The following is a 25,504-nucleotide window of genomic DNA, read 5'->3' on the forward strand; positions in this document are numbered from 1 at the left end:
ACTCTTCGCAATATTCAGGGACATTGACACTCATGAACCAGCACTAGCAAACCACCCCAAAAGCTGCTTGCTTTGCGGTCATGGTTTCGTTGCTGTACCGCATTCGCTGGGTCTTTCTCGCGCTTACCCTGCTGGCTTGCGCCGCGCTCTGGCCGGGCGTGCGGGCCGCGCTGGTGGTCGACAACAGCTTGGCCGTGTGGTTCCTGCCCGGCGACCCGGCCCTGGCCGCCTACCAGGAGTTCCGCCAGAAGTTCGGCAACGACGAGGTCGTCATCGTGGTGGTGCGCGCCCAGGAAGCCGACCTGCTCGCCCCGGCCAGCCTGCGGGCCCTGACCAGCCTGAGCGCCGAGCTGGCGGCCCTGCCCGCGGTGGCCAGCGTGTTCGGACCCGGCAACGCCACCGTGCCCCGGCGCGCCATCACGGGCGCCTACGCCGCGCCGCTGCTGGCCGGCGCTACCGGCGCGGCCGTGCGGGCCACGCTGCAAGGGCTGCCCACGCTGCGCGAGCAGCTGTTCAGCCCCGACTACCGCACCGCCCGCCTGCTGCTGACGCTGCGCACCGCGCCCGATTTCGACAACCGGCGCGGGCCCCTGCTCGACCAGGTGCGGGCCGTGGTGTACCGGCACTTTCCGGCCAGCCACGCCCACCTCGGCGGCGTGGGCGTGGTGTACGCGGGCCTGAACGCACTATCGCAGCGGGACTTTGGCTTTTTTCTGGGGGTGGGCTACCTGCTGATGTGCGGGCTGTTTCTGCTCATTTACCGCGACTGGCGGCTGCTGCTTTACGTGCTGGGCGTGGTGGGCCTGGCCACCTACCTTACCCTGGGCCTGTACGGCGCCCTGGGCTACCGCCTCAACCTGATGACCGTGCTGCTGCCCGTGGTCATCATCCTGCTCGGGCTGATGGACGCGCTGCACGTCATCAACGAGCGCAACCAGCTGGCGGCGAGTGCCCCGGATACCGGAAAGGACTTGGCCCTGCGGGCGTTGCGCGACACGCTCTACCCCTGCCTGTTCACGATGTGCACCACCATTGCCGGCTTTTTGGCGCTGCTCACCAGCCCCATGGCCATCCTGCGCACGTTCGGGGCGTTTGCGGCGGTGGGCATTGCCTTTTGCCTGCTGTTCACCTACGGCCTGGGGGTGTGGCTGCTGCCGCTGGCCCGCCCGGCCGCGCCCAGCACCCGCGCGGCCAGCACACGGCTGGCCCGGTTCTACGCTTGGGTGCTGCGCCAGCAGCGGGCGCTGGGCGGCTTTTCGCTGCTGCTGATGCTAGCCCTGGCCGCCGGCCTGCCCCGGCTGCGGGCCGACACCTACACCCTGGGCTACTTTCCCAGCACCCACTTGGTGGTGCGCGACCACGCCGCCATGCAGGCCGCCTGGGGCGCGTATTTGCCGCTGGAGCTGTTGGTGAAGCCGCACGCCGGGCTCACGCTGCACAGCCCGGCCGTGGTGCAGGCCGCGGCGGCCTTCGCCGACTCGGCCCGGGGCTTGCCGGGCGTGGGGCGGGTGTTTGGCTTTCACTCCCTGTATCTGGGCGGGCTGGAGGCGCGTCTCGGCCGCCGCGCCCGCGCCGCGCTGGCCAGCGCCTCGGTGCTGCGCCTCACCCACGAGCAACTACTGGCCGACTACCCCGCCCTGGCCCGGCAGTACGAAGACAGTGCCGGGACCACGGGCCGCCTCACGGTGGCCGGCCCCATGCTTTCGGCCCGGCAGCTCACGACCAAAACCGACTCGCTGCTGCGCCTAGCCCGCGCCACGCTGGGGGCGGTGGCCACCGTGACGCCGGCCGCCTACCAGCCCATGTACGCCCGCATCGTGCAATACGTCACCACTTCGCAGACCAACAGCTTGCTGCTCTCCTTCGGGCTGGTGTTTGGGCTGGTCTGGCTCTTCATCCGCGACGTGCGGCTGGCCCTGCTCACGGTCGTCCCCAACCTGTTTCCGGTGCTGGTGGTGCTGGGCGTGATGGGCTGGCTGGACATCACCCTCGACACGGCCACGGCCAGCATCGCGGCCATCGTGCTCAGCTTCAGCGTCGACGACACCATGCACTTCATCTACCACTACCGCCAGCAGCGCCGCGCGGGTCAGGGCCCGGCGGCGGCCCGGCTGGCCACCATCACCCACGTGGGCCCGGCCATCGTGCTCACCAGCGCCATCCTGTTCGGGGGCTACGCGTTCATGATGCTGGGCTCGCTGAAAACGGTGCAGCTCTTCGGCGCCCTCACGGCCGGGGCCATCGCCGGGGCCCTGTTCGGAGAACTGATTATTCTCCCGATTGTGCTGGCCTGGTTCGACCGGAAGTAGGCCAAGCACCCGGTCCCGAACGCATCACGCGACTACCAGCCAAAGCCGTTCCCCTCTTCAGAGCACTTCGGCCGCGCCCCCCTCACAGGTTGAACAGCGCGGCGGCGTTGCGGGTGGTGGCTTCGGCCACTTCGGCTTCGGTTTTGCCCAGCAGCTCGGCCACGCGGCGCAGCACCAGCGGCAGGTAGGCAGGCTCGTTGCGCTTGCCGCGGTGCGGGGCGGGGGCCAGGTAGGGGCAGTCGGTTTCGAGCAGCAGGTGCTTGAGGTCGAGGCCGGGCAGCACCTGGTCGGCCCCGCCATTCTTGAACGTGGCTACGCCCCCGATGCCCAGCAAAAAGCCCAGCTTGATGGCCTGCTCCGCCTCTTCGGGCGAGCCCGAGAAGCAGTGGAACACCCCGCGCAGGGTGCCGTCCTGGGCGGCTTCCACCAGGGCCAGGGTTTCGGTGAAGGCCTCGCGGGTGTGTAGCACGATGGGCAGCTGGTGGGTCTTGGCCAGCTGGAGCTGAATCTTGAGGGCTTCCTGCTGCTCGGCCAGCAGGGTTTTGTTCCAGTGCAGGTCGAGCCCGGCCTCGCCCACGGCCGCGAAGGGGCGCCGGCCCAGCCAGGTTTCCACCTCGTACAGGTCCTGCTCGAAGCTGCGGGTGACCGAGCACGGGTGCAGGCCCATCATGGCAAAGCAGGTTTCCGGGGCCTGGGCTTCAAGCTCCAGCATGGCGTCGATGCTGGAATGGTCCACGTTGGGCATTACGATGGTGCGCACGCCGGCCTCCTGGGCGCGGCGCAGGGCCTCGGACCGGTCGGGCCGGAACTGCTCGGAGTAGAGGTGGGCGTGGGAGTCGGTGAGGTGCATTTTTGTATTCTGCGAAGAAATCGACTTAAGAAAAGTGTTGGGAAGGTACGGGGTAGGCCTGGAGTAGGTTCGGACTTTGCTCAAAGAAAGCCGCTTTTGGCTTTTTGCACTTTACCGGCGGGGCGGGGGGGCACCGGAAGCGGCCGGCGCGGCTACCCGTACCGCCGGCCCTTCCAGACCACGGCGCCACCAAACAGCCGGAAACTGACCAGGCCCAGCGTGAGCCCCAGGGTGTACAGCTCGAACAGCGGCAGCAGCCGCCAGCGCAGCCGCAGCCCGGCGCGGCGGTGGGCGAGGTAGGCCAGGGCGCCCTGCACCAGCACCTTCAGCCCCCACACCCCCAGCGCGGGCCCCGGCCCCGCCGCCCACGCCAGCCCCGCCAGCGCCGGCCAGAAACCGCCGAAGAACAGCAGCTCCAGCCGCAGGCGCCGCGGCAGGGCCTCCACGCCGCGCAGCCAGCGGCGGCGCTGCTTCAGCAGGCCCGACCAGGTGGGAACGGGAAGCGAATCGGCCCGCGCCGCCGGGCTGAACGCGTGCCGGAAGCCGTAGCCCGCCGCCACCACCGCTTTGAACAAGGCAAAGTCCTCGGTTACGGAGAAGGGCAGGGCCTCGTAGCCGCCGGTGACCTCGTAGGCGGCGCGGATCACGAGCATGTTGTTGCCCATGGCCGTGACCGGGCGGCCCCCGTCGCTCACCACCTGCACCAAGCTGAGGGAGAGCAGCCAGTCGAGCCCCTGCAGCTGGTCGAACACCCGCGGCCCGCGCACGGCGGTGATGCCCGTGACCGTGCCCACGTCCGGCGCCGCGTGGGCCAGCAGGGCCGCAATCCAGGTGGGCGGCACGGCAATGTCGGCGTCGGTGATGAAGAAAAAATCGGTGGTGGCTTCCCGGGCCAGGTGGGCCAGCACGTTGGCCTTGCCGCGGGCCTCCCCCATCGGCTCGACAATGGGAATGATGCGGAACCGACCCGCCCAGCCGCGCATGGCCGCCGCGGCCACGGCGGCGGTGCGGTCGGTGCTGGCGTCGTCGCCGACGAGGATTTCGAGCAACTCCGCCGGGTAGTCGAGCGCCCGCAGGCTGGCCAGGCAGCGCGGCAAGGCCAGCTCTTCGTCGCGGGCGGCGAGGAGGATGCTCACGCGGCACGTCGCGGGCGGCGACCCGGCTGGAACGGCGCCGCGCCGGGTGGCGAAGCACCAGGTGGCGTAGGCCAGGCCCAGCAGCCAGAGCGCCAAAAAGACCAGCAGTCCGCCTGCCACCAAACTGCTCACAGGGCCAGGAATTGATAGCCCCGCTCGGCCAGGTGCGCCAGCACCCGCGGCAGCACGTACCGCAGCCGGGCGCTGGCCTTGCGGCTGTCGTGAAACACGAGCACGTCGCCGGGCCGCACGGCGGCCAGGGTGAGGCGCAGGCAGGTTTCGGGGCGCAGGTCGGGGTCGTAGTCCCGCGTCAGCACCGACCACATGGCCACCCGGAATTGCGGGCGCAGGGCGGCGAGCAGCGGCCAGGTCAGGCGGCCGTAGGGCGGACGGAAAAGGGGTTTCTCGTTGCTGACGGCCGGTTGCTGGTTGCCAAGGCCCGGTTTTTCGCCGGCCGTTGCTGGGTGAAAAGCGCCCCTCACTTCCGGGTGCTGGCCGCCCGTTGCCAGCAGGCCGCCGAGCACGGCCTGGCACGCGGCTACTTCGCGCCGGTACCCGGCGCGGCCGGTGGCCCAGGCGCTACGGTGGTGTTGGGTGTGGTTGCCCAGCCGGTGCCCGGCGGCCAGGGCGGCGCGGGCAATGTCGGGGTGGCGCGCCAGGTTGTCGCCCACGCAAAAAAACGTGCCCTGGGCCCCAAAAGCAGCCAATTGCTCCAGCACCCACGGGGTTTCCTCGGGCACGGGGCCGTCGTCGAAGGTCAGGTACACGGCCGGGGCGCCGGCGGGCGTGGCGGGCGGGCCGGTCCACTCGCAGCCGGGCAGCAGGGCGTGCAGCAGCCGGGGCGGGCGGGTGAGCAGGGCTGCTTGGAGCCGGGCGCGCATCGGCATCAGGAACGCACCACGCGCATAAACGGCACCTCCGTGTCGGGCAGCGGGCCGAGCACGGTGGCCAAGGCGGCCAGGAAGGCGTCGGAAGTATCGGGCTGGCCGCCGGCGGGGCCCCGGCCGAGGTGGCGGTGCACTTCGCCGGCCCATTCGCCCACTACCGTGGGCGTTCCGGCGGGGCCGCTCAGCCCCAAAGTGGCTTCCAGGGTAAAGTAGCGGGGGCGCGTTTCCTCGGCTTCGGTGGCGGCCGGCTCGTCGTCTTCCTCGTACACGAGGGCCGAGAAATGCGCTTCCATGGTGGCCTGGGGCGGCGGCAGGTGGAACAGGGCCGTGACGCGGCCGGCCACTTCGTGCCAGCTCAGGCGCAGGCCCCGGGGCGGCACCTTCTCCCGGGAGGGCAGGTTTTCGGCCGCCTTGTCCCACACGTAGTGCAGCAGCTCGCGGGCCAGGTACGGGTCGCTCAGCTCCCGGCGCACCGACACCGGCCGGCGCCAGGCCAGCTGGGGTAGCAGCACGTGGGCGAAATTGTACGGGTGCGAACGGGCCATGGCGCAAAAGTAACGCCGCGCTTAATCTTAATGAATAATGAGGAATGAAGAATTAGCAGATGACAATTCCTCATTCTTCATTAATCGCAGCGTCAACGGCTTCCCACAACACTTCGGCGCTGCGGGCCCAGGAGAAGCGGTGCAGGTTCTGGTGGCCCCGCGCTACCAACTGCTGGCGCAGGTCGGGTTCGTGCCAAAGGCGGCCCAGGCCCAGGGCAATGCTGTTCGGGTCGTGCGGGTCAACCAGCAAGGCGCCCCCCGGCCCGGCCACTTCGGGCATCGAGCTGACGCCGGCCGTGAGCACGGGGCAGCCGCTGGCCTGGGCTTCGACGATGGGAATGCCAAAGCCTTCGAAATACGGCACGTACACCGTGGCCCGGGCCGCCGCATACAACCCGGCTAGCTCCGCGTCGGCCACTCGGCCGGCGAAATGCACGGCTCCTTGGTGGCGCATCTGCCGATAGGCATCGAGGATGGGGCCCGCCCGCCAGGCCTTGCGGCCCACGATGAGCAGCTGCGCCTCGGCCACGGCGGGCCCGCCGGTGGTCTTGAATGCGTCGAACGCCCGCAGCAGATTGCCCAGGTTTTTGCGCGGCTGCAAGGCCCCGACGAACAAAAAATACGGCTGCCCGTGGCTGAAGCGGCGCCGAATTTCCCGCTGGGCGGCCTCGGGCTGGGGCCGAAACAGCTCGGCCGGCGCGTTGTACGCCACGGTGATTTTCTCCGGGGCGACGCCGTAAGTCCGCACGAGGTCGGCCTTAGTGACTTCGGACACGGCCACCAGCCGCGCCGAGGCGCGGACAAAGCGGGGCGAAAAAAACCGGTAGTACCGACGCACCAGCGGGCCGACGTCGTGGGGAAAATGCTCGAAGGCGAGGTCGTGCAGCACCGTCACGCGGGGCACGGCCGTGTTCAGGGTCGTGAAGCCGTCCAGGCTCAGAAAGACCGCCGGGCGGTGCCGGGCCAGCCACCAGGCCACCGTCCCCTCGAACCACGCAACGAACAGCAGCGGGTGGCGCGCCAGCGGGCCCAGCACGTGCGGCACCACGTTGGGCCCGAACAGGTAGCGCGGGTCGTAGGCCCGGTCAAACAGAAAATGGAACGTCACCGCCGGGTGCTGGGCCACAAGCCGGCGCAGCGTTTCGAAGCTGAAACGACCAATGCCTTCCAGTTGGTCGCCGGGCAGCAAAAAGCGGGTATTGACGGCGACTTCCAAAAGAATTAAAAATGAAGGATTAAAAATTAAAAGCCGTTCGAATGGGCGTTACATGACAGAGTTTTTAATTCTTCATCTTTAGTTTCTTTTCTCCGCCCGGCAGCAGCTGCTCGATTTCGCTGCGGCGCACCAGCCCGGTGCCCAGCACAATGAGGCCGAAAACGACGGCCATCAGTCCGGCTTCCAGCCACCAGCTCAGGTTGAGCCCAAACCGCAGCCCAAACCACGCCCCGCACAGCAGCCCGAAGGCCAGCAGCAGCCGGGCCAGCAGCCGGCCGGGCACGCCCACCCCGGTGCGCCGCGCCACCAGCACCACGTAGCCACCCGACACCGCCACCGCGCAAATCAAGGTATTTACCGAGGCGGCCACGGCGCCGAAGCGGGGCAGCAGGAACAGGTTCAGGCCGATGTTGAGCCCGATGCTGCCGGCCACCAGCCAGCTCAGGGGCCGCTCGTGGGCGGTGCTGGTGAGCAGGGTGCTGTAGATGGCAAAAAAGCCGTGCACCAGCACGTTGAGAAACAATATTTTCAGGCACACGGCCATGCGGGCCACCTCGGCCGGGCTGCTGTGGCTGAACTGCCAGAACAGCACCTCGCCCCGAAACAGCACGAAGGCCACCACGAACAGCAGCGGCACCGCCACCACCCGCTGCCCAAAGCGGAGCAGCGCGCGCTGGGCGCCCACGTCGCGCGAAACACTGGCAAACTTGGCAAAAAACAGCGGCAGCACCGTCCAGGCGTACATCATCACGGCGTCGACCCAGCGGTAGGCCCCGGCGTAGTAGCCGGCCTCGGTGGGCGAGGCCAGCCGCTCCAGCATCACCATGTCGATGCGCTCGTTCACGCCGTAGAGCAGGGTCATGAAGGCAAAGGGCAGGCTGGCGCGCAGGGCGGTGCGGGCCACCGGGCCCTGCCAGCGGTACCGCACCCGGCCAAAAAAGCGCGTCATCAGCCCGTAGAACAGCGCGGTGGTGAACACGGCCGCGCCCAGCCGCGCGCCCACGTAGCGCGGCAGCGTGAGGCCCGCCGGGAGCAGCACTAGCACGGCCCCCAGCAGCAGCCCTTTCTCCACCACCGAGAGCACGGCGTCGGTGTTGAACTTCTGGTGGGCCTGCAGGGTCCCGCGCAGGAACTGGCCGTACTGCGTGAGCAGCACCGCCCCACCCACCACCAGCAGCAGCAGCAGCTCGGGACCGCGGTAGCCCAGGGCCCAGCCCACGGCCGCCATGGCGGCCAGGGCCACGGCGTTGAGGGCGCCGCGCAGCGGCAGCAGGGTCGGGAAAGTTTCGGCCATGAAGCCGGGCTGCGCCGCCACGCGCTGCACGGAGTAGGGCGTCAGGCCCAGGTCGAGAAAGGCGGCCACGACCAGCGTGAGGGCCGACAGGGCCGTGACCAGGCCGAAGGTGGCGTGGCCCAGCCGGTCCTGCACCAGGTTTTCGACCACCACCCAGCCGGGTTTCACCAGCAGGTTGAGCAGGACGACGAAGCTGATATTGCCAAAAAACCGTTTGATGCCGACTTGGGAGCTAATGCTACAATAAAAACCAGCGCCGGGCGCTGACCCGCAAAGCTACGCACCGCACCGGGGCAGCCGCGCGCATGGGCGTGCTGGGCCATTTCCGGCTATCTTTGCTCGCCACTTTCCCGCTTCATGCCCAATGAAAAGCGGGCGGAGGAAAGCGGATTCCTTACTCTATATGTCTGCACCTACTTTCTCGCTGGTGGGCCTGGGGCCCATTCTCAACCGCTGGAAATACTACGTGGCCGGGGCCGTGGCGCTGGCCGCCCTCGTGAGCATCGTGGTGGCCCTGCTGCTGCCCAACGTGTACCGCTCCACCGCCATTTTCATCCCCACCAACCCGCAAACGGCCGACCCCGACCGGCTGCTGGAAGACAACAGCCAGTCGCGCAGCAAGCTGGAGCTGGGCGGCCGGGCCGAAGACCTGGACCGGGCCATCACCATCGGCGAGTCGCAGCCGGTGGCCGAGCTCATCATCAAGAAGTTCGACCTCTACAAGCATTACGAGGCCGGCACGCCCGGCGACGACGCCACCGACAACTTCGTGCTGAGCGAGTTCAGCGGCAACCTGGGCATTGTGCACAACGAGCGCGACGCCATCGAGCTGGCGTTCATGGACCGGGACAAAAACCTGGCGGCGGCCGTGGCCAACACCCTGGTCCACGTCATCGACTCGGTGAACCAGCAGCTGACCTTGGAAAACCGCCGCACCGTGCTCGGCCTCTACCGCCAGCGCTACGACTACCTGAGCACCAGCTTCGAGCGCAGCCGCCAAGAGCTGGTGGGGGCGCGGCGCCGCTACGGCATCTACGGGCTCGAAATGCAGGGCCGCTACATGGCCAAGCAAATCATCGAAACCGAGGCCGCCCTGCGCAAGGCCGAAGGCGGCGGCGGCGACGTGGCGGGCTTCCGGCGGGCCCTGCGCGGCCTGACCCGCACCGACGGCGGCAACGTTATCAACCTGGAAAGCTTCGTGCGCGGAGCCGACTCGCTGGCCATGTTCACCAACCGCGTGAGCGACCTGCAAACGCGCCTCATCGCGGCCCGCTCGGCCTACGAAACGGCCGAGCTGAGCATCAAGGGGCGCATTTCGAGCGTGTACCTGGTGCAAAAGGCGTACCCGGCCACCAAGAAAAGCAAGCCCGTGCGCTGGCTCATCGTGCTGGGCTCGGTGCTGCTCACGTTTGCGCTTTCGGTGGTGTTCATCACCTTGCTTGAACTCTACCGCTACAACCGGCCCGGCGCCGCCCGCCCCGCGTGAACCCACCCGTGAACGAGCGGCTGCACCGGCTCTGGCGTTCTTTTGACGGGCCCCAGCTTCTGTTCCTGGGGTTCGTGGGGCTGCTGCTGGCTGGCGGGGCCGCGGCCGCGCTGGCGCGGCAGCCGGCATTGCTGCTGCCCGGACTCGGGGCGGTGGGCTTGCTGGTGGCTTTGGTGGAATGGCGCTGGCTGTACTACTTGCTGTTTTTCGTGTTGCCCTTCACCCAGGAAATCGCGCTATTTGGCGGACTGAGCCTGGACGTGCCTTCCGAGCCGCTCATGCTGGCCATCACGGCCTGCGTGGGCGGGGCGCTGGTGCTGGGCACTGGCCGCCTGCCGCGCCGCGAATGGCTGCACCCGCTGGTCGTCATTCTGGCCCTGATGCTGGCGTGGACGGCCGTGGACACGGTTTTTTCGGTCGATACCACCAAGTCCGTCAAGTACCTGCTGGCCAAGGTGTGGTTCCTCACGCCGTTCCTGCTCGGCACCTTGCTCATCGTGCAACGGCCCCGCGACAGCTGGCACTTCGCGGCCGTATACGCGGCCGGGGCCTGCCTGAGCGTGCTCTATGCGGCCAGCCGCCACGCCACCATGGGGTTCAGTTTCGAGATGGTTAACTGGGCCCTACGCCCGTTTTTTCGCAACCACGTCATCTACGCCGCCATTTTGGCGCTCCTGATTCCCTTTGTCTGGCTGGCCGCGCGGGCCGCTCAGAAAAACAGCGCGCGCCTGGCCTGGCGGGTGGCGCTGGGCATTTTGCTGTTCGGCTTGCTCACGTCTTACACCCGGGCGTCGATGCTGTCGCTGCCCATTGCGGGCCTGTTCTACTGGGCAATGCGGCTGCGCTTGACGCGGGCACTTTTGGGAACGGCGGCCGTGGGCATCACGCTCACGGCAAGCTATTTCGCGAGCGGCTACACGTTCATGAACTACGCGCCCGATTACGAGACGACGGTGTTTAACGGCAAGAACTTCGAGAAGCACCTCCAGGCCACCTACACGCTGCAGGACGTGTCGGGCATGGAGCGCGTGTACCGCTGGGTGGCCGCCGCCCGCATGATTGCCGACAAGCCTTTGGTGGGCAGCGGGGCCGCCACGTTTTACCCCGAATACAAGCGCTACACCGTGAAGAGCTTCCGCACCTACGTGAGCGACAACCCCGAAAAATCTACTACGCACAACTATTTCCTGTTGCAGCTCGCGGAACAGGGCATTCCCGGGTTTCTGCTCTTCGTCATCCTCGTCGCCACGGCGCTGCTGCAGGCCGAGCGCCTCTACCACCGCGCCGCGCACCGGCCCGAAGTGCGGCGCGTGGTGCTGGCGGCCACGCTGTCGCTGGTCGTCATCATCTTTCACCTCACCCTCAACGAGCTGGTGGAAGTGGACAAGATTGGACCCGTATTCTTCGTGTGCCTGGCCCTGCTGGTTCGCGCCGGTTCGTGGCTGGCGGAAGAATCAGTGAGGAGTGAGCAGTGAACGAGGTAGAGACGCATCCTTGCGTCTCATCGTCCGCACCGGTTCAACGACACTTGTTCAACCCAAGGTCAGCGGCGCGGCCGACGAGACGCAAATATTGCGTCTCCACATCGTTCTAGCGACGACGGGCCTGGTATTCGGTTGCAACGCCGACAATTTGGGCCAAGTGCCGCTCGGCGTGTTTGGCCAGAAAGTAGACGAAGTCATACACATCCATCTTGCCCAGCTCGTTCACCGTCATGTTGATGCGATGGAGGACGCCTTCGCCGTTAGGCAGGCGGCCTAGCACGGCTTGGCACTGTTGTAGCTGCTGCTGGAGCGTGGCGGCTACCTCCGGGCCCGATTTCAGTCCGCCCGGGGCCATGTGGTTGGGCCGCATCCAGGTAAAAGCCCCTGGCCGACCAATTTCGTCGAGGCGGGCGCGCACCGATTGCCGGGCGGCCAACTCCGTGGCCAGGTCCAGCCCATGGGCATTTTTGAGGGCTTTATTCGTCCCTTTCTCAATGAGGATGAGCAGGTAATGGTTGGTAAGGGCAACGTGCTCCAGAATCTCATCGATGGTCCAGCCGCTGTTTGCCGGACGGTAGCGGCGTAGGTCCTCCGGCGCGGCAAACCACTCCGCGAGCTGGCCGAAAGCCGTTTTCAGCTTTTGATTGATTTCCGCGATTACGCTTGTCGGTGTCATCCTGACCATTACTTGAACCGGCAGCTGAGAATCGTCACGTCGTCGGCAAATTGCGCGTCGTGGGCGCTGAAGGCGTTGATGCTGCGCAGCAACTCCTGGTGCAGCTTGGGCAGCGGCAGGTAGCGGCTGCGGTGCAGCACGGCCAGCACGCCGCCTTCGCCAAACTCGTTGTTGTCGGCGTCGAATACTTCGGTGAGGCCGTCGGTGTAGAGCAGCAGCAGCGAGTGGGGCGGGATTTCGACCTCGCCCACCCGCAGCAGGGGCAGGTCTTCCATAATGCCGAGCATGACGGTGCCGTGCTGCAGGGTTTGCACGGCGCCGTCGTCGGCCAGCAGCAGCGGGTCGTTGTGGCCGGCGTTCACGTAATGCATGCGGCGGGTGCGTCGGTCGTAGATGCCCAGAAAAGCGGTAATAAACTTTTCGCCCCCCGAATTGCGGAACAGCAAGTGGTTAAGCTCGGGCACGATGGTGGCCAGTTCCACGCCCTGGCGCAGCAGCGTGCGCAGCCCGGCCTGGAAGTTGGACATGAGCAGCGAAGCCGGCACGCCCTTGCCGCTCACGTCGGCCACGCACAGCAGCAGGCAGTGCTCGTCGACTTCGACCACGTCGTAGTAGTCGCCGCCAACTTCGGTGTGGGGCACGTAGCTGCGCTCGATGGCCAGGTGGGCGTCGTTGGGCAACTGGCGCGGAAAAAGCAGGGCCTGCACCTCCTGCGCAATTTCGATTTCCTTGCGCACGGCCGCGTCGGCCACGCGCTGGGCCTGGAGGCGGCGGTTTTCCACGGCGCCCACCAGCGTGTTGGCCAACGAGCTCAGGAACGGAATGAGCTGCTGGCGGTCGTAGTCGTGGCGCAGGCCGCCCAGCAGCACGTAGGCGGCCACCTGCTGCTGGCGCAGAATGGGGATGATGAGCTCGTACCGGTCCCAGTCCGGGCCCAGGTGCAGGTCTTCCACGGCCTGGGGCAGCGTCACGCCGCCGTCGAGCAGGAACTGGGACAGAGTGAGCTTTTCGGCTTCGGCTAGGTCGCGGCCCAGCGCCACCCGCGCCCGAAATTCGTCGCCCTCGCGGGCAAACAGCAGCAGTTGCACCACGTTGCGCTGGCCCTGCAGGGTGAGGCGCAGCATGTGGTAGAGCTCGTCCACGGTATGGTCGCGGGCGGTCATGTCGTGGGCCACGCCGAGCACGGTATCCAGCTCAAACTGCTTGAGCAGCAGCTGCTTTTTGAGCGTTTTAATTTGCTCGTCGCGCGCGCTGACCTGCGCGGCCAACGAGTCGAGTAACGGTTCAGTAGAGGAAAGGGAAGCGGCTGGAGCCATGACGCAAGCTAAGCAACGCAGCGGGAATGCGCGCCCGAAGGCGCAATTTAACCCGCCACCGGGGTTTTGGGGTCGTAGGCGTCGCGCAAGCCATTGCCGAGCAAGTTGAAGCTGAGCACGAGCAGCGAGATGGCCGCGCCCGGCAGCAGCGTGAGCCACAGGCCGGCCGTGGTGCCGAGCAGGTCGTAGCCTTCCTTCACCATGAGGCCCCAGCTGGGCGCCGGCGGCTGCACGCCCAGCCCGAGGAAGCTCAGGCCGGCTTCGAGGAGAATGGCGGCGGCAAAATTGCTGGTGGCCAGCACGATGAGCGGGCCGCGCATGTTGGGCAGCAGGTGCCGGGCAATGAGGCGCGGGGTGGGCAGGCCCAGCACCCGGCCGGCCTCCACGAAAGTGGCCGCGCGCAGGCTAAGCATCTGGCCGCGCACCACGCGGGCCACGTCGACCCACATGGTCAGGCCCACGGCCACGAAGCTGACCCACACGCCCTTGCTGTCGAGGGCCAGCGAGATGGCGATGACCAGCATGATGCCCGGAATGCTCCACACCACGGTCATCAGGCCCAGCAGCACGGAGTCGACCCAGCCGCCGAAAAAGCCGGCCACGGCCCCCACGGTCATGCCCAGCACCAGCGAAATGAGCACCGCCACCAGCCCAATGCCCAGTGAAATGCGCGTGCCCAGCAGCAGCCGGCTCAGCTCGTCGCGCCCGGCCTTGTCGGTGCCCAGCCAGTAGCGGCGGGTGGTGAGGTGGCTTTGCACCATTAGTTGCTGCAGCTCGGCGCGGGGGCCCGGGCGCCCCACCACGGCCGCGAGGGCCAGGCGGCGGGGCCGGCCGGCCTCGGCCGAGTGCACGCCCAAGGGTTTCAGAATGATGGAGTCGCCGGCAAACTGGTAGCCGCCGATGGGCGTTTCCTGCACGGCGGGCTCGCGGCCGCGCAGCCAAATGGTGAAGAGGTTGTCGGCGGCCGGGCCGGTGCGGGCGGAGTCGGGCAGGGGCTGACGCAGCAGCAGCACGCGCAGGCCGGGTGCTTCCTTCTGCACCTGCACGAAACCGTGGTTAGCGTTGGGCGAGTTGTCGGGCAGCACCCAGTAGCCCAGCAGCGCCACCAGCGTGCACAGGGCAATGAAGGCCAGCCCGGCCACGGCGGGCCGGTTTTGCCACAGGCGCTGGCGCACGTAGTAGCCCGGCGGCCGGGCCGCCGCTTGCGCGCTCGTGCCCGGCGCAGGCGGCGCGGCCGAAACTGCCGGGGCCACGGCTAGCGGGTGTTGTGCCGCAGCAGGCCCTGCTTGGAGGCCAGGTACGAGGCGTCGCGGGCAATGGCGCCGAAGGAGGTGGTTTCGTAGGCCAGCTCAGTGTCCGGGTCGGGCCAGTAGCTGCGGATGAGGCCCTGTTCGAGCAGCTCGCGCAACTGGCTTTCCAGCTCGGGCGCGGGCAGGCCGGTTTTCTGGAGCAGCGTGCGAAACGGGGTGACGAAGTACAGCTCGTCGAGCAGGTCGAATTCGGGGTCAGTCACGGAATAAAGGGGCGTGATTAGGTAGTTGGCAAATGTAAGCCGGGCGGGCGGCATTGCTTCTACCGAACCGCAACGACGCCACCGGTGGGAACTGCAGGTTCTTCCCGCGAAATTGTATAGGCCAGAATGGATTCTACCTCTTGGTCGGATAGCGCGAAAGAAGGCATTTGCTGCTTGTTGAACTTGTTGTAGAGGACCACCGCGTACTCGTCGCCGCTGGCTACCACCTTGCTCGAATTTTTTATCCACGGAATAAGCCAGGCAATGGTCCGGCGCTTGGTGATGCCGGCCAATGCGGGGCCGACTACTACTTCATTCACGGCGTGGCATTGAGCGCAGTTCCTGCCAAATAGCGACTCGCCCGCGGCAATGGCCACCTCTTCTTCCGCTGAAACCGGCTTTGCGGTAATTGCTTTCACCGTTACCGCACCAGAATCTTTGCTACTTACCGGCTGCTCGATGCCGCTTGATGTATCGCCTGCCGCAAAGCCGGCCAGGCCCGCCGCGCTTAAGAGGGTGAAACCAAACAGCACGACTATCAAAGCCATGCCAACCGAAAGGGCGAAACCAACCGAATTGAAGCGCATTGGGACTTGGGTTTAGGAGGAATATAGTTGCCGCAAATTTACCTTCCAAGCCTGTTGAGCAGGTTTTTTTCGCGTAATAAAGTATGTCGGACCCGAGGACTGCTACCGCACCGCCCGCCCCTTCCACACGTACCCGCCGCCCCAGCCCGCCGCCCCCACCGCCAGCGCGTACGGCGCGTACAGCACCTGCAGCGGCAACAGCCCCCACAGCCACCGGCGCCGCCCAAAAAACCCGAGGACGGGCCAAAGAAACCACGCATCGGCCCCGAGCTTAACGGCCCACGCCGCCACTGCCCAGGGCCAGAGGGCGGGCCCCACCAGCCCCGCTCCCACCCCGGCGGCCAGGGCCACGTTGGCGCCCAGCACCAGCAGGGCCAGGCGGCGCGGGGCGGCGCTTTGGTAGTGCCGCCACTTGCTGGCCCAGCGCACCCGCTGCCGCAGCAGTGCCCGCAGCGTGGCGGGCGCGGCCGTGCGCACCGTAGACGCGGCATCGGCCAGGAAATGAACCGTGCCCGGGTAGGCCGCGTGGATTTTATGGAGCAGAAACTCGTCGTCGCCGCTGGCCACGTGGGCGTTGTCGGCGAAGCCCCCCACGGCTTCGAACGCCGCGCGGCGGTAGGCCAGGTTGGCGCCGTTGCACATGGTGGCTCGCCGGCGGGCCAGGCAGGCCGCGCCCACGCCCACCAATCCGGCAAACTCCAACCCCACCAGCAGGTGCAGGAAAGTGGCCGGCCCCGTGAGCAGTACCGGGCCGCTGATGAAATTAGCCCGCGGCAGTTGGGCAACCCGGGCCGCATAAGCCACCAACCAGCCCGAGCCCACGCGGCAGTCGGCATCGGTACACACCAGCCATGGCGCTTGGGCCACCTGCAGAGCGGCCAGCAAAGCGGCTTTCTTGCCCGTTTGCACCGGCCCCAGCGGCACGAGGCGCAACGAAAAACCTACTTCCCGAGCCGCCTCGGCAACCAGGGCCGCGGTGGCATCGGTCGAGTGGTCGTCGGCCACGAGGACCTCGAAGCGGGCGGCCGGCAGGGTCTGGGCCGCCAAATCCCGGAGCAGCCAAGGCAAAGCGCCAGCCTCATTGCGGGCGGCAATGAGAACGGAAAAAATCAATGAAGAATGAGGAATTAAGAATGAGGAATTCTCACTCGGTAATTCTTCATCCCTCATTCTTAATTCCTCATTAAGCGGCGCGCGTCGCGGCGCGACGCGCGCCGCGTCAACCCATCCGGCCCGGAGCCAAACCATCAGGCCCGCGTACAGCAGCGGCAGCGCCAGCAGGGCCAGCCCGGCGGCCGGCATCACCGGCCCGCGCGCCGCTCGCGCAGCACCCGCAGGCCCGGCAGCAGCAGCAGCCCCGCCGCGCTGGGCAGCGCAATGTTGATGACCCACAGGCTCAGGCTGGCGCTGAGCACCGGCAACGCCGGCTGCCCCAACAGGCCAAACAAATGCGTGGCCGACAACTCCCGCACCCCCACGTCGGCCAGGGCATTGAGCGAGGGCACCAGCGACTTCAGGAAGAAGGTGCCCGCCACCGCCGCCAGCCCAGGCCCCAGCGGCGCGGCCACGCCGTAGGCCGCGAGCAGCAGCAGAAACTGCGCGCAGAACACCACGTAGCGCAGCCCCGCAATGGCCAGCACCGCGTGCAGCGCCCGCGCCGGGTAGGTGGGCATGACGGCCAGCGCCGGCCGGAACCGCCGCAACGGCCGCCACGCGCCCAGCGCCGCCACCAGCAGCCGCGAGCGGTACAGCGGCACCAGCACCAACCCGCTCAGCAGCAGGGCCGAAGCCACCGCGCCCAGCCCCGCCGCCGGGTAGCCGTTCAAGTAAAAAGTCAGCAAAAAGTACAGCAAGCCCGCCACGCCGGCCAGCACCGTGGCCACCAGTTGGCAGTAGCGCCCCAGAAACACGGCTCCCAGCGCGCGCACACGCCGGCTTCTCAGCTCCAGGATGCGGCCGGCGTAGTCGCCCACCCGGTTGGGGGTGGCAAAGCCCAGGGTGAGGCCCACCAGCACCGCCCGCAGGCTGCGCCCGAACGTGACGGGCTCCAGGTGCCGGGCCAGGCGGTGCCACTTCCAGGCCTCCAGGCCCCAGTTGGCGGGCACCAGGACCAGGGCCAGCAGCACGGGCCCGCGCCCCGCCCCGCCCAGGGCAGTGGCCAGCAAGGTTCGCCACGCCACGGCCGTGTCGGGAGCGGCAAAGATGGAATGATAAAGCAGGCCCAGCGTGAGCAGCGTGACCAGAATTTTGCCCCCGAGCACGAGGCGGGCCCCGTGACGGGCCGCGCGGGCGGCACGGCCCGGGGGCAACGGGCCGCGACCGGGCCTCAACGCAGCCGGGGGGGCCGCGGCGGTGGGCCGCGCCGGACGGGCGGCTTGGCTGGGGTCGTAGCTTTGCACTTGATGCCCGCCCCCCTTCGCCCCCGTCCCGCTCCCGCCGAGGAGCTGCTGCCCAAAATCATCATGGGCGTCGACCCCGGCACCCAGATTATGGGCTACGCCCTGATTGAGGTGCGTGGCCAGCGGGTCGACGTGCTGTGCTACGACGTGATTAACATGAAGGCGCTGGGGTCGAATCACGCCGTAAAGCTAAAGCGGATTTTTGACCGCATGCTGGAGCTGATTGACGAGTACCTGCCCGACGAGCTGGCCATCGAAGCGCCGTTTTTTGGGGTTAACGTGCAGAGCATGCTCAAACTGGGCCGGGCCCAGGGCGTGGCCATTGCCGCCGCCCTCAGCCGCCAGATTCCTTACGTGGAGTACGCCCCCACCAAGGTGAAGCAGTCGGTCACCGGCTCGGGCGCAGCCACCAAGGAACAAGTGGCCCACATGCTGCGCCAGACCCTCACCCTGCCGCCCCTGGCCGAAGCCAGCAAGTTCCTCGACGCCACCGATGCCCTGTCCGTGGCCCTGTGCCACCATTACATGAAGGGCAACAACACCACCGTTAGCGGCGGCAAAAGTTGGGGCAAGTTCCTGGCCGAAAATCCCGAGCGGCTGGGGGCCAGCACGGGCAAGAAGAAGGTGCCGGCGAAACCGTAGGCGCTTTTTCAGTGACGTACAGTTATTTCAGACGCCAAGGCACTTTATGCCTGTCTGCGCGACGATACACTTATTGGCAGCCGTTTTTACGGTTTCAATATTTCCCTTTTTGAATGCCACTTGATTTTAATTTCAGGGTATTCTAGTTTTAGAATTAGTTTAATCTCCTTTTCCAGTTCTATTTCGTCATCAACGTATGTGGCATCATAAAATGAATGCACAGTTTTATCATCGGTGGTGGTCTAATTCAGGATGATGCTGCGATTATGGTTGTCGATGACGATTTTGATGCGGGCGGTGTGCATTTTCAAGCATTTGCTGAACGAGCAACTTTTGCGCACCAGCACGCCGCTGCGCTGGCGCAAGGAACAATTGATGGCTTCGACGATGCTGGTCTGGCCCTCGCCTTTGGGGCAGGGCCGGTGCCGGAGCCGGGGCAAGACGGCGGCGTAGGCTTTCCACTCGTCGGTGAAGTACCAGCAGCGCCGCCGGTAGCGCCGGGGCAGTTGGTGCCAGAGGCGGCGGGCCGCCGCTTCGCCCCGGTTGCCCAACGTCCAGGCCACGATGCGGCGGCTGGCCCGCTCGACGGCCAACCAGAGCCACATTTTGCGCTTTTTGCGCCCGACAAACGTCCACAACTCATCGAGTTCGAGGGCGTCCCAGCGCTTTTTCTGGGCCTTTTTCGGCCGCAGGCGCGGCAGCGGCGGGCTGCTGGCCCGCGCTTTTTTTTATCCGCTTGGCAATGCTCATGCGCGAAACGCCGGTCACGCGCACGATGCTGCGCTGCGAGTTGCGCTCGCCCAATAACTGGTCGACCTGCGCGTATTGCGCGGCTTTGGCCACGGCGGCGGGCTCAAACCGCGCCTGGTACCGGCAGGTTTTGCATTGATACCGCGCGTGGCCCTGGCTGTGGCCGTTGCGCCGAATTTGGTCGCTGCCGCATTTGGCGCAGAAGTGTTGCGTGTAAACCATAACTGGCAATACGGATTTCATCCTAACTTAGACCACCGCCTTATCCTGATTTTGTTTTCTGATTTGGTGCGTAAGAAATAATTCCTTTGCTATGTCAAAATGTATTACTGAGGGCAGCGTATTCGTGCTTATCAAAACAAAACTTGTGTCTTCATTTACATCCAAAGTTTTGACATATTCAGCAATATCAGCTATCACCACTCTTACTTGGTCATTTGAACAACTTGTTTTGATTGATATCAAGTACTCTGCTGCATTTTGAACGTGGCATCTACAAATGAGCTGCACATCTCGCTTAGTCCATTTTGTTTTAAACGCATTCTGCCTTCTACATGATAATGTAAGGGCTTTACCACCAACTTTTTGGAGGTAGTCGATAAGACTGTCAATATTATCCTGGGTACAATCGATGTAAGCAGAATTTAAGTAATTTGTCTTATTTACATTCTGAATTAATAAAATAGTTGTCTACATCCATGAATAGCTACTCAGCACGTCTGCAAGGAGCCAGCATCTGTTCTCCGTATCAAGGAATCAGATTTAGAAGCCAGTGTTGTAAGGCCAACCGCCGAGTCTAGTAAAAATTATTACTACTCTCCTAACAATAACTCCTCCACCGCATACGTCACCGCGTAGCCGCTGATGTCGACCCGGTCGCCACGGAGGGCGCACCACAGGTCGCCGCCGCGGGGCGACACCTGGCGGGCGCGCAGCTCGGGTTTGCCCAGCTTTTCGGCCCAGTAGGGAATGAGCGTGCTGTGGGCTGAGCCGGTGACCGGGTCTTCGGGTACGCCCACGCGGGGGGCGAAGAAGCGCGATACAAAGTCAATCTCACCCGTGCCGGGCGCGGTGGCGATGACACCCACGTACTCCAGGGCCGCGAGGCGGACGTAGTCGGGGCGCAGGGCCAGCACCTCGGCTTCGGAGCTGAACACCGCCAGCAAATCGCGGGCGGCCAGCACGCGCAGGGGCGTGGCGTGCAGGGCATCGGTGAGGCCGGTGGGGTGCGCGGCCAGCTCCCGCGGCGGGCGCGAGGGGAAGTCGAGGGTGAGGCGGCCGGCGGCTTCGCGCGCCACCCGCAGCGGGCCGCTCTGGCTGTGAAAGGTGACTTGGGGGCCGGCAAAATCGAGGTGGGTGAACAGCACGTGGGCCGAGGCCAGGGTGGCGTGCCCGCAAAGGTCAATTTCGACGGTGGGGGTGAACCAGCGGATGTCGTACTCGGCCGGCGCGGCGGCGCGGGGCACGATGAAGGCGGTTTCGGCCAGGTTGTTTTCGGCCGCGATGTGCTGCATGAGGCCGGCGGGCAGCCAGGCGGGCAGCGGGCACACCCCGGCGGGGTTGCCGGTGAAGGGGGCTTGGGCGAAGGCGTCGACGTGGAAGTAGCGGGGCACGGCGGGGGCGGGGTGTGGAAAGTGGACGGATTTCCGGGCAAGAATACGGCGTGGCGGGCAGTTGCCCGGAAAAGCGCCAACTATTTTCAAAATAACTTAGGGGCCGCGCAACCGCGCCGGCCGGCCGCCGGTCAAGGGTACACCAGGCGGGAGGGTACAGCCCGCTTTATTTCTGCTTTTTCTGCATGCCGCCTCCCATTGCACCTGTCGATGAGGCCTTGCTGGCGGCGTGCCGGCGGGGCGAATCGGCGGCGCAACACCAGCTGTACCAGCGGCTGGCCTATCTGCTCATGGGCGTGTGCCTGCGCTACTGCCCCAACCGGGCCGAAGCCGAGGACGCGCTGCAAAACACGTTCGTTAAAATCTTCACCCGCCTCGACCAGTTCCGCGGCCAGGGACCGTTCGAGGCCTGGGCCCGCCGCATTGCCGTCACCACCTCGCTGCACGCCCTGGCCCAATACCGCCTGCGCCACCCCGCCCCCAGCCCCGACCCCGACGACCGGCCAACCGACGTGTCCAGCGCCGAGCCCTCGGCCCTGGAGCACCTAGCCGCCGCCGACCTGCTGGCCCTGCTCGCCACGCTGCCGCCCGGCTACCGCACCGTGCTCAACCTCTACGCCGTGGAAGGCTACTCCCACCAGGAAATCGGCGAGCTGCTGGGCATCGCCGAAGGCACCTCCAAATCGCAGTTGGCCCGGGCCCGCCGGCTGCTCGAAACCCGCCTCGCCGCCCAGCACCACCCGCAACTGCCATGACCGACCGCGACCCCGACCCTTTGTACGATGCCCTACGCAACCGCCTGGCCAACCACGGCCAGGAGCCGCCCGCGGCGCTGTGGGCCGGCATCCGGGCGCAACTGCCGCCGCCGGTAGCGGCGCCCCAACTGCGCCGCCGGAGCCGCCGCACGGTGCTGCTGGCGGGCCTGCTGCTGCTGGTGCTGAGTGCCGCGGGCTGGCAGTGGTGGCGCACGGCGGGCAATGGCCCAGCCCAGCCGCTGCTGGCGGGCGGTGCAAAACGGGCAACAAACGGCATTGCAACCGCTTTCCCGGCCGGAACCGGCCGGGCGACCGCGCCGCACCAAGGCAAACCCGCAGCGACTGCGCCAGCGGGGGGGCTTGAAGCATTACAACGGCCGGCTCCGGCTCACTATTCGCCCAACGTCGGCGACTTAGCCGAAGCCCGTCGCGCCACGGGGGTTTCGGCCGGCCGCTTGGCCCCGGCTGTGCGCGGGCCCCGACCTGTTCGCCTGCTCGCCAGCTCAGCGGTGGCGGGCAATAATGGCCGTTTTCAACCAGGAGCTGCCCCACGGCCCGGAACAACGCCAAGCCGCCGCGGCCGGCCGTCGGTGGCAACCGAATCAAGCGCCGCTGCTTTCCCAGCTCCTGCTCCTACCCTGGCGCCGGCCACGCCCGCGGCGTTGACCGGGGTAGCAGCTTCTTTCGCTTCGGATAGCGTCTTCAAAAGTGCCGGCGTGGGCCGGGCCACCTTGTCAGCCATTACCCAAAAAAGCTCCCGTATCCCGGCGTTGGCGGCGTTGCGGGCCTCGAATCTGGCGCCGGAATCTGCCGGGCTGCTGGTGCCGCGCATTGCGGCGCTCGTCCCTCCAGCTTCTTCCCAACCATTGTCCCGATTACTACCGGACACGTCGGCTACCCCTCCGTCCCCGGTGGCGCGGCGCTGGGCAGTGCAACTGCTGGCAGGCCCGGCGCTCACCTACCGGAAGCTGGGAGCGGGGCCAAAGTTCACAAACGTGCCAACTGCGTCGCCTAACAATAGCGCTTTTGATAATTCGGGGGCCAGTCGCGCAGCGCGCAGCGAACAGCTGGCGGCAGGCTTTGGAACGCAGGCACAAGTGCGCCGGGCGCTCAGTGGGCGGTGGAGCCTCAGCGCGGGCATGGGCTACCAGGAGTACGCCCACCGGGGGAACTACCCAGTCCCAGGCGCGAATTTCAGCCAGGGGAACGTTGGCTCCAATCCCAACATTCCCCTGGCCGAGTACACTCACCGGGACACGTACCGGTTCGTGACCGTGCCCGTGCGCCTGGGGTACGTGCTGGGCCGCCCGGTGGGCCGGCTCAGCTACGGCGTGGTGGCCGGGGCCGATGCCGACTTTTACGTCGGCGGCAAGAGTCCCGACGCCAGCGGCACCGTCAAGGCCTGGCGCATGGGCAGCAGCCCCTACCGTTCGCTCAGCCTGGCCTTGAGCGCGGGGCTGGACCTGCGCTACCGCCTGGGCCCGCACCTGGAGCTGCTGGCTCAGCCCACGGCTACTTACTTCCTCACCTCGCTGCCGCAGCCCATATCAGGCCTGCCGCAGCGCCATTTACTGGGCGGCAGCGCGCTGTTCGGCTTGTCGTACGGCCTCTAGCAACCCGTAGCAAGGACGGCCTCGCCAGGGCCGCGGCTACGTCCAGTACTGCACCGGAGCGGCGGGGAAACGGCACTGCCACTCGGCGTAGAACCAGGCTTTCATGGTCTTCATCTGCTCGGGCTGGTACACGTATTTGAGGCCGCCGAACTTGTTGCGCTTCACCGCGCGGCCTTCTTCGGCCAAGTCGAGGCTGGTGTTGGGGTACCACTGCAGCAGCACGTCCTTCGAGCCGGGCGTGAAGCGGTGGGTGATGAGCTCCACGGTCAGGTCGCAGTCAAAATCAAAGGCCGCGTGCAGGCGGTCGAGCAATTCGGCGTAGTACCGCTGCCAGTCGGGAATGGGCATGATGGGGGCCAGCACCACGCCCACCGGGTAGCCCCCGCCGCCCTGGGCCACGGGCAACGCCAGCCGGCGCATGGCCTGGATGCGCGCCTCCACCGAGGCCGTGCCGCCCTCCAGGCGCCGCACCACGGGCTCGGCGTTGAGCGAGAAGCGGGCGCGGGTGCGGCCCTGGTGCGGCAGCCCCAGCAGCGCACCCACGTGGTCGTACTTGCTCACGAAGCGCAGCTGGGCGCCTTCGCGGGTACCGAAGTGGCGCACGGCCGCGGCCAGGCTGCCGGTGAGGTGCTCGATGCCCAGCACGTCGGTGTAGCAGCTGGCCTCGAAGCTGGTGACGCGGCCGGGCTGCTCGTAGGTAGCGGTGTTGGCCAGCAACTGGGGCAGGTTGGCAAAGGCTTTCACTACGGGCGGGCCGCTGAGCGAGCCAGCCAGGTAGCAGTACTGGCAGTGAGCGGGGCAGCCCTCGGCCAAGTTGAGCTGCCAGTCGGCCGAAGGCGGCGTGGGCTGCAGGCGCAGAGCCCCGGCGGGGGCCTTCACCACGGCCAGCGTATTCTTGGCGGTGCGGTAGGTGGCGCGCACGTCGTCGCCGCGCAGGCCGGTGAGGCGGTTGCTTTTCAGCAGCTCCACCTCCAGGTTCTGAGCCGAGACGCGAGCCAGGATTTGCTGGCCGAACTCTTCGTCCAAAGCATCGGGCGTGAACACCACCCGCTGGGGCAGCCAGAGCTTGGCGCCGTGGGTGCGGGGGGCCTGCGGGGCGGGCGCGGGCAAGTCGGTGAGCAGGGCGTCGGAAGGCGAAACGAGGGCACCGGAGGTGAGCATAAAAGGGGGTTGGGGACGGATAATCTACCAACGTTTCGACGGCGGAATAAAGTCCCTAAAATGGCCTGAATTACGCAGCCAGTGCATTTTTTGTGGCATGGGCCCGGCTTGAACGCAGCCCCGCACCCGGGCTGGGCGCGGCGAATGGCGGCGGCTTTTCGTACGCTAGCTTTTGCCCCGTCTGCCCTGCCCCATGCCCACCGTTGCCGCTGCTCCGCTCATCCTCACCCTCGCGCTGGACGCCACGGCCCAGGCGTATTTCAACGCCCTGCGCCGCCGACACTTCCCGCCCGCGCACCTCACCTTGTTTCACCACCTGCCCGGCGCCGAGCTGGCGGCCGTGCGCGAGCTGCTCGGCGCCCATTGCCGCGGGCAAGCGCCGCTGCCGCTGCAGGTCACGGGGCTGCGCTCGCTGGGCCGCGGGGTGGCCTTCACCCTGGAAAATGCCGGGCTGCGCGAGCTGCACCGCCGGCTGCAGGCGGCGTTCGCGGCCCACCTCACGCCCCAGGACCAGCAGAAGCTCCAACCCCACGTCACGGTGCAAAACAAGGTGGACGCGGCCGCGGCCCGGCAGCTACTGGCGGACCTGCGGGCCGACTTCGCGCCCTTTGAGGCCGTGGGCACCGGGCTGCACCTGTGGGCCTACCGCAACGGGCCCTGGGAAAGCCTGGACGAATTTTCATTCGGCGGCTAGTGAGGCGCCGAACGGACCGGTTTAGCAGCCCGCGCTACTTCCACGGAGTCCCGCGGCCCGACGCTCCCGGCCTCAGTCCGGTTTGGAGCAAATGGGCAGCTGGGGCCCGGCCGACAGACTGGCCACAAACTCGCGCAGCAGGCCCGCCACAACCGTTTGGGCGTGGTAGCCACGGGGCAATTGCCCGGCGCGAAGCTCAGGCTCCAGGTAGGCCAGCAGGCGCGCCAGCGCCGCGGGGCATACCTCGCTGAACCCCATGCTCCAGTGGGGAAACAGGCGCTCCGGGCCGGACGCATCGAGCAGCTTGACCACGTTGGCCTGACGCGAGTCGTGGGCAATGTGCTCGTACAACGGCCGCACCACGGCCGGGTCGCCTTCCAGCACTTGCAGAAATTGTTGCCCGGCGTAGAACAGCACGCCGGTAACGGCCTGGCTGTAATTGTAAATACGGGCCTGGGCTATCAGGCGCCCTAGCTCGTCGTCGGCCAACCGCCGGGAGGCAGTGCTGCGGTAGATTAGTTGGTGAATGGACATTGGTAGAGGGCAGTGAAAGAATGAGGGCGGGCGAGGGAAGGCTC

The 25,504-nt window shown here is 66.7% G+C and carries 25 protein-coding genes; 7 read left to right on the forward strand and 18 right to left on the reverse strand.

Features of this window, described 5'->3' with window-relative positions:
* Positions 1-80 precede the first annotated feature (80 nt).
* Positions 81-2,309: an MMPL family transporter gene (locus RMO51_RS03980; RefSeq protein WP_310392215.1), complete on the forward strand. Its 2,229-nt coding sequence runs from the start codon at positions 81-83 to the stop codon at positions 2,307-2,309.
* Between the two features lie 82 nt (positions 2,310-2,391).
* On the opposite strand, the gene RMO51_RS03985 is transcribed toward RMO51_RS03980, so the two are convergent.
* The 6 genes from RMO51_RS03985 to RMO51_RS04010 all read right to left on the reverse strand — a co-directional run bounded on the left by RMO51_RS03985 (position 2,392) and on the right by RMO51_RS04010 (position 8,474).
* On the reverse strand, positions 2,392-3,159 hold the full coding sequence (locus tag RMO51_RS03985; RefSeq protein ID WP_310392216.1) for a TatD family hydrolase: 768 nt from the start codon (positions 3,157-3,159) through the stop codon (positions 2,392-2,394).
* 152 nt (positions 3,160-3,311) lie between these two features.
* Positions 3,312-4,427, reverse strand: coding sequence for a glycosyltransferase (locus RMO51_RS03990; protein WP_310392218.1), 1,116 nt, complete (start codon positions 4,425-4,427; stop codon positions 3,312-3,314).
* On the reverse strand, positions 4,424-5,176 hold the full coding sequence (locus tag RMO51_RS03995; protein WP_310392220.1) for a polysaccharide deacetylase family protein: 753 nt from the start codon (positions 5,174-5,176) through the stop codon (positions 4,424-4,426). The genes RMO51_RS03990 and RMO51_RS03995 overlap by 4 nt, the downstream gene beginning before the upstream one ends.
* 5 nt (positions 5,177-5,181) lie before the next feature.
* Complete coding sequence (locus tag RMO51_RS04000) at positions 5,182-5,727, reverse strand: hypothetical protein (RefSeq protein WP_310392221.1); 546 nt, start codon at positions 5,725-5,727, stop codon at positions 5,182-5,184.
* Between the two features lie 70 nt (positions 5,728-5,797).
* On the reverse strand, positions 5,798-6,943 hold the full coding sequence (locus RMO51_RS04005; RefSeq protein WP_310392223.1) for a glycosyltransferase family 1 protein: 1,146 nt from the start codon (positions 6,941-6,943) through the stop codon (positions 5,798-5,800).
* Between the two features lie 64 nt (positions 6,944-7,007).
* Positions 7,008-8,474, reverse strand: coding sequence for a polysaccharide biosynthesis C-terminal domain-containing protein (locus RMO51_RS04010; protein ID WP_310392304.1), 1,467 nt, complete (start codon positions 8,472-8,474; stop codon positions 7,008-7,010).
* 166 nt (positions 8,475-8,640) lie between these two features.
* On the opposite strand from RMO51_RS04010, the gene RMO51_RS04015 reads away from it, so the two are divergent.
* Together RMO51_RS04015 and RMO51_RS04020 are read left to right on the forward strand one after the other, a co-directional pair.
* Positions 8,641-9,723 (forward strand): hypothetical protein, encoded by a 1,083-nt coding sequence (locus tag RMO51_RS04015; protein WP_310392224.1) that lies wholly within the window; start codon positions 8,641-8,643, stop codon positions 9,721-9,723.
* Complete coding sequence (locus RMO51_RS04020) at positions 9,720-11,198, forward strand: O-antigen ligase family protein (RefSeq protein WP_310392226.1); 1,479 nt, start codon at positions 9,720-9,722, stop codon at positions 11,196-11,198. The genes RMO51_RS04015 and RMO51_RS04020 overlap by 4 nt, the downstream gene beginning before the upstream one ends.
* 115 nt (positions 11,199-11,313) lie before the next feature.
* Here the strand turns inward: RMO51_RS04020 and RMO51_RS04025 are convergent, their stop codons facing one another.
* The 7 genes from RMO51_RS04025 to RMO51_RS04055 form a co-directional block, all read right to left on the reverse strand.
* Positions 11,314-11,883 (reverse strand): DinB family protein, encoded by a 570-nt coding sequence (locus RMO51_RS04025; RefSeq protein WP_310392228.1) that lies wholly within the window; start codon positions 11,881-11,883, stop codon positions 11,314-11,316.
* Positions 11,884-11,891: 8 nt separating this feature from the next.
* Positions 11,892-13,199: a PP2C family protein-serine/threonine phosphatase gene (locus RMO51_RS04030; RefSeq protein ID WP_310392230.1), complete on the reverse strand. Its 1,308-nt coding sequence runs from the start codon at positions 13,197-13,199 to the stop codon at positions 11,892-11,894.
* 47 nt (positions 13,200-13,246) lie between these two features.
* Positions 13,247-14,452: an ABC transporter permease gene (locus tag RMO51_RS04035; protein WP_310392232.1), complete on the reverse strand. Its 1,206-nt coding sequence runs from the start codon at positions 14,450-14,452 to the stop codon at positions 13,247-13,249.
* 2 nt (positions 14,453-14,454) lie between these two features.
* Positions 14,455-14,712, reverse strand: a complete 258-nt coding sequence (locus tag RMO51_RS04040; RefSeq protein ID WP_310392233.1) for a hypothetical protein — start codon at positions 14,710-14,712, stop codon at positions 14,455-14,457.
* Between the two features lie 59 nt (positions 14,713-14,771).
* The gene (locus RMO51_RS04045) at positions 14,772-15,299 is read right to left on the reverse strand and encodes a cytochrome c (RefSeq protein ID WP_310392235.1); all 528 of its coding nucleotides are present in this window, start codon (positions 15,297-15,299) and stop codon (positions 14,772-14,774) included.
* A 102-nt stretch (positions 15,300-15,401) separates the two neighbouring features.
* Positions 15,402-16,412 (reverse strand): glycosyltransferase, encoded by a 1,011-nt coding sequence (locus RMO51_RS04050; RefSeq protein WP_310392237.1) that lies wholly within the window; start codon positions 16,410-16,412, stop codon positions 15,402-15,404.
* Between the two features lie 188 nt (positions 16,413-16,600).
* On the reverse strand, positions 16,601-17,560 hold the full coding sequence (locus RMO51_RS04055; protein ID WP_310392239.1) for a lysylphosphatidylglycerol synthase domain-containing protein: 960 nt from the start codon (positions 17,558-17,560) through the stop codon (positions 16,601-16,603).
* A 141-nt stretch (positions 17,561-17,701) separates the two neighbouring features.
* Here RMO51_RS04055 and ruvC point away from each other — a divergent pair, with 141 nt between their 5' ends.
* Positions 17,702-18,340, forward strand: coding sequence for a crossover junction endodeoxyribonuclease RuvC (ruvC, locus tag RMO51_RS04060; protein ID WP_310392241.1), 639 nt, complete (start codon positions 17,702-17,704; stop codon positions 18,338-18,340).
* Positions 18,341-18,582: 242 nt separating this feature from the next.
* On the opposite strand, the gene RMO51_RS04065 is transcribed toward ruvC, so the two are convergent.
* The 3 genes from RMO51_RS04065 to RMO51_RS04075 form a co-directional block, all read right to left on the reverse strand.
* Entirely contained in the window at positions 18,583-18,978 is a 396-nt protein-coding gene (locus RMO51_RS04065) for an IS1 family transposase (RefSeq protein ID WP_310392242.1), read from the reverse strand.
* 1 nt (position 18,979) lies between these two features.
* The gene (locus tag RMO51_RS04070) at positions 18,980-19,312 is read right to left on the reverse strand and encodes a hypothetical protein (RefSeq protein WP_310392243.1); all 333 of its coding nucleotides are present in this window, start codon (positions 19,310-19,312) and stop codon (positions 18,980-18,982) included.
* A gap of 590 nt (positions 19,313-19,902) precedes the next feature.
* Positions 19,903-20,703, reverse strand: coding sequence for a PhzF family phenazine biosynthesis protein (locus tag RMO51_RS04075; RefSeq protein ID WP_310392244.1), 801 nt, complete (start codon positions 20,701-20,703; stop codon positions 19,903-19,905).
* A gap of 185 nt (positions 20,704-20,888) precedes the next feature.
* Here RMO51_RS04075 and RMO51_RS04080 point away from each other — a divergent pair, with 185 nt between their 5' ends.
* Together RMO51_RS04080 and RMO51_RS04085 are read left to right on the forward strand one after the other, a co-directional pair.
* Positions 20,889-21,458 carry a sigma-70 family RNA polymerase sigma factor gene (locus tag RMO51_RS04080; RefSeq protein WP_310392245.1) on the forward strand — a complete coding sequence of 190 codons (570 nt, stop codon included), beginning with the start codon at positions 20,889-20,891 and terminating at the stop codon, positions 21,456-21,458.
* A complete protein-coding gene (locus RMO51_RS04085; RefSeq protein WP_310392247.1) occupies positions 21,455-23,071 on the forward strand; it encodes a hypothetical protein in 1,617 nt (538 codons plus the stop codon). Before RMO51_RS04080 ends, RMO51_RS04085 begins: the two co-directional genes overlap by 4 nt.
* Before the next feature lie 36 nt (positions 23,072-23,107).
* On the opposite strand, the gene RMO51_RS04090 is transcribed toward RMO51_RS04085, so the two are convergent.
* Complete coding sequence (locus RMO51_RS04090; RefSeq protein WP_310392249.1) at positions 23,108-24,232, reverse strand: spore photoproduct lyase family protein; 1,125 nt, start codon at positions 24,230-24,232, stop codon at positions 23,108-23,110.
* A 193-nt stretch (positions 24,233-24,425) separates the two neighbouring features.
* Here RMO51_RS04090 and RMO51_RS04095 point away from each other — a divergent pair, with 193 nt between their 5' ends.
* Complete coding sequence (locus RMO51_RS04095) at positions 24,426-24,926, forward strand: 2'-5' RNA ligase family protein (protein WP_310392251.1); 501 nt, start codon at positions 24,426-24,428, stop codon at positions 24,924-24,926.
* Positions 24,927-24,998: 72 nt separating this feature from the next.
* Here RMO51_RS04095 and RMO51_RS04100 read toward each other — a convergent pair whose 3' ends face one another.
* Positions 24,999-25,460 (reverse strand): BLUF domain-containing protein, encoded by a 462-nt coding sequence (locus RMO51_RS04100; protein WP_310392253.1) that lies wholly within the window; start codon positions 25,458-25,460, stop codon positions 24,999-25,001.
* Positions 25,461-25,504 lie beyond the last annotated feature (44 nt).

It is taken from the genome of Hymenobacter sp., from assembly GCF_031398885.1.
Lineage (GTDB): Bacteria > Bacteroidota > Bacteroidia > Cytophagales > Hymenobacteraceae > Hymenobacter.